Origin of the sequence: Sulfurovum sp. bin170 (assembly GCF_010892395.1) — a bacterium.
In the GTDB taxonomy this organism is placed as follows: Bacteria; Campylobacterota; Campylobacteria; order Campylobacterales; family Sulfurovaceae; genus UBA1140.
In genome coordinates this window covers 1-4,439 of the sequence record NZ_JAACKB010000411.1, presented here as the reverse complement: position 1 = coordinate 4,439, position 4,439 = coordinate 1, and the positions used below count along the sequence as shown (strand labels likewise).

At 35.9% G+C, this 4,439-nt stretch carries 2 protein-coding genes; both read right to left on the bottom strand.

Annotated features, from left to right (window positions below):
* Window positions 1-165 precede the first annotated feature (165 nt).
* Window positions 166-1,758: an AAA-like domain-containing protein gene (locus GSY74_RS09715; RefSeq protein ID WP_164664905.1), complete on the bottom strand. Its 1,593-nt coding sequence runs from the start codon at window positions 1,756-1,758 to the stop codon at window positions 166-168.
* Between the two features lie 208 nt (window positions 1,759-1,966).
* Complete coding sequence (locus tag GSY74_RS09710) at window positions 1,967-4,294, bottom strand: PD-(D/E)XK nuclease family protein (RefSeq protein ID WP_164664904.1); 2,328 nt, start codon at window positions 4,292-4,294, stop codon at window positions 1,967-1,969.
* Between the last annotated feature and the right edge of the window lie 145 nt (window positions 4,295-4,439).

The window sequence follows — 4,439 nt, the reverse complement described above, 5'->3', positions numbered from 1 at the left end:
TTAAAATATATGTTTGTTAGGAGTGTTTTTGGTTTTACTTTCTCTTAGCTAAACCCTAGTTTTAGGTGTTTATTGGGTCACGGTAGGTGGGGGAGAGCCAAAATTTTATCAATGTGAGAGTTTAAAAAAACACTATGAGAATTGTAGAAGCAAAGAGGGTCAGATTCAACTCCCCCATACCATAACCTCACTCTTATCTTTTCTATTCCAGATTTTATCATCCCATTTTATTCGTTTGTCTCTATCAAATATTATCAAATGTGACTCATCAGCACCAACCATATCAGCATACTCCAGAGTTTGCTCTACCCCTTTCTCTATAGTCTTCTCAAGATTAGAGTAGAGTATCTTGGTCTCTATGACTATTTTTTGAGTCTCTCCCCAAAAACCCATCTCCTCATCTAGTGGGTACTCTATCAATATATCTGTCCTCTTTCTACCTAATCCATACTCTCTGTTTATCCTGCCCCCACCATTTATAACTCTCTGTAAAAATGCTTGAAGTAGTAGCTGTGGTCCTGCCTCTTTGTAGTCAAATCGCTCTATCCAACTATCTGCATTTTCTCTGAAGAACTGCTGAAAGGCTTTTAGAAGCTTTTTCATATCTATGCTTTTATCCTCTCTTAGATACCATAGTATATCTTGATTTGCAATGCTTTGCTGTTTTGCAATGGTTAACTCTCTTGGTATGGTCTCTTTATATATATTGTTTGCTATAGCAACAGATGGTTTTCTGGTGATTAAGCCTAAGTCACTAACATACTCTAAATCTCTATCAGAAAAGTTGACATCAACCGAGTTACCATTTGCCAAGAGTGGAGCTATGACTCTTCTTACTCTATCCTCTTTTAGTTTATCTATTAGTTGGTCTAGATGGGTGGCTCTGCTATGGATTAGTCTCTCTCTAGCTCTAAAATAATGCTCTAGCGTTATCTCTTTTGTTCTATCTCTTAGTTCTCTCTCATCCCAAGTTAGCTCATGACCAATGGCGTTTACAAGCCATGGTTGTCCTTTTGTATCTTCCCATAAATGAGGATATATTCTCTCATCAAACTTTTGACCTGTATAGTCTGTATGTTGCTGATATAATGCTTGGCACTCTTTGTAGCTAAAATTACCAATAGTTAAAGATTTAGCTTTGATATTAAATGCACTTCCACCTGTGATTATCTCATTATCTTTTGTGTGGATTCTATAGTCTCTCACATCTCTTACTCCACAGAGTATCATAGATTGTGGAAATGAATTAGGTCGTCCTGCGTATCCTGCTCTTATCTGTCTAAGTAGTGAGATTAATGTATCTCCTACTAGGGCATCTACTTCATCTAGGAATAGAATGCATGGTTTGGAACTATTTTCAGACCAATAGTTTAAAGTTTCACTTATTTGTTTACCAAGTGCTATGTTAGCTCTATTTTTTCTATACCACTTAACTACTCTATCATCTTTTAGATATAGTCTTATAGATGAAGCTATCACATCACAAATAGTAGGAATTGACTCAGCAGTATCTCCTCTAAGAGCTTGTGCTGCCTCGATATTGGCATAGACACAGTTGTATCTACCCTCACTATTTATTCTATCCATTATCTCAAGCAATGCAGAGGTTTTTCCTGTCTGTCTTGGGGCGTGTAGGACAAAGTATCTTTGTGATTTTATGAGCATCTCTATCTCTTCATAGTCTACTCTATCGAAGCTACTTATATAGTAGTTTATATCTGTTTTTGTGGGTCCTGCTGTATTGAAAAATCTGTCCATTTTATTTTCCTAATATTTTTTTGATACATTATATCTAATATAGATATTAGCACTCTTGTAAAACTTTGGAATAGTTTAAATATAATGAGGATTACCCCCAACAAATACAAAGTATTTCTAAGCTAATAAAGCTGTGTCTTTGAGACTTGAAAATTTTATTTTTGATGAGTGCAAAAAATTATAACTACACCAAGCTAGATAAAATCACTTACAGATAGTTCCCTCGCTCACAAAGCAGAGTAAAGTCACAATATTGACAGCGACTAATATCTTCACAACGCTCTGCTTCCACCTGTTTCATCTCTCTTAGCTCACCAATCGTATCAAAAAGCAGTTCAGTTTTTTCATCAAGTAGTGTAATAGGAACAATCCCACCCTTGTCAAAAAGCTCAACAAAAGCCAACTCTATGTTTTGATATTTATCTTTTAGCAGTTCACTGTAGATACTCATCTGAAAATCTGTCAGCTTCTCTAAGTTTTTAGTCCGATTCGCCTCTTTGATTGAACCACTCTTGTAGTCAAGTATGAGCGTATGGGTATCGGTCTGGTCAATTCTGTCTACTACTCCTCTAAACCTCATTCCACCTATCTCTCCGATTATCTGTCTCTCTCTCTCAACAACTCTCCATCCTGCTTTGAAATGATAGACTTGATTCTCTATAAACTTAATCAACTTCTCTCTCCATAGAAGTTTTGAATAGGCAATCTTTGGTGAACTGGTCTCCAAAAGTTGGTCAAGTAGCCTGTATAGTTTGCTTTTCATATCATCCACAGAGGAGAAGAACTTCTGTTCTTTAAATAGATATTCCAAAACTTTATGTAGAAACTGCCCCTCATTTATCTCATTATCCTCTTTAGCTTTTAGTTTTTGCTCATAACTATAGTAGTACTTTCTCCTACAGGTTAAAAAAGTTTTAAGCCGTGTTGCAGACCAAGTGATGGCTTTTGCATCAAAATTCTCTATAACAGGGTCAAGCTCATTCACAATCTGACTCGGCTCTGAGTAGAGAAGCTCTAAATTTGGCTCAATATGTTTTCCTACTTCTAAACCTAAATCATAGAGAAAAGAGGTAGGGGTTCGGTTGTTGCTTGTGCTATAGATGATAGTAGCATCTTTTGCCTCTTCAAGTAGCCGTTTATATAGTTGTTTCTGTATCGCTTCTTTATCATTTTTGGTTGGAAGATTCACCGATTTACGGATAGATGAGTTCAAAAAACTATCTTTTGCAGGAGTAGCAGGAGCTACACCATCATTAAAATCAACAATAACCACACCCTGAAAAGCAACCCCTTTTGTCTCCAACACGCCCATGACAGGAATTTTACCACCTCGAATATCATCAAGAGTTAATCTACTTAACTGTTGAAGCCATAAAAAGAGCCAATTTTCCAGACTCATCTGCTCTGTACTTAATACTCTTTTGAAATGAATCCAACTATCCTGCACAACTGTTCGTTTCAAATCTAAATCAAAAGTATTCATCAACAGGGAGAACTGCTCTACACCTAACTTCTGTGTAGGAGTTAGCTCATTTAGTTTTTCTCTCTCTACCCCATATTTTTTTAGTAAAAATATCGACTCATCAGAGAAGCTCTGCCAATACTGATAGATAGCATCAAGCCGTTTATAACTTTTTGTTTTGCTGTAATCAAAGCTCATAGTAAAGTTGAAATTGTTAAATCTATCATAGAGCCTAATAGTCTCTTTGAAACTCTCATCAGGGAGTATAACAACTATCTCTTCAGGAGCTATACCACCGTCTACCATACTCTGTACTGACTCCAATATAATTGGAATCTGTGATAACCTCTCCTCAACAGAGAGTATATTGGCTCGGATAGATAGACTATTTTTTTCAGTAGAGATGACTTTTTTGCTCTGTAGCTCAAAAGAGACAAGACTATCCTCTTCCAACGCTTCAATACCTAAGTCTAAAAAATTCTTCTCTATTTTTTTGTTAAATTTACTCGTCTGCATATGAATAGTAAATGGTTTAGATTTAGCTATCTCTTCAATAATTTTAAGCTCAAAACGGCTCATATAACCCTCAAGATGAAGCTCAAAGCTATCAAAACTATCTATAAAACCCAAATTTAACTTATAGTTTTGAGGGATAAAAACTCTATCTGTCAATCCTCTAGCTATTAATAGTTTTTTATAATTTTCCAATAACTCTTCAACTATATCCATATGCTCACCAAACTCCACATATGCATCACCATCAACCAAATCACTAAAACTTACACCTTCATAGATTAACTCTTCAAAAAATTTCAGTATAGAGTCACTCTTTGTAAAAAATTGCACCAATTCACTATCTATTTTTAATCCCTCAAAAGAGTCAAATCGAGTAGCCTCTTGAAGTAGTAGCACTCGTTGCAGTGAATCAACCATTGTCAACTCGGGAAGCACAATAGCTCTTCGTTCAAACTCATCTATAAGCATTAGTGTTGGCAACAGAGCCGTACTATCTCTAAACTCTTGGTGCCTGTTACGGATTGCTCCTGCTGTTGGATATATGTGTAGTGTTTTCATTAGTTATTTGGAACTCTCTTATTGGTTTGATTAGACATTTTGTAAATTTAGTCCAATGCCAATGAATTAAGCTTTTTTTGAACCAAATAGTTCGGGTGTAAACACGCCGATTCCGAAAATGCAAATTGCATATAAGGAAACGATG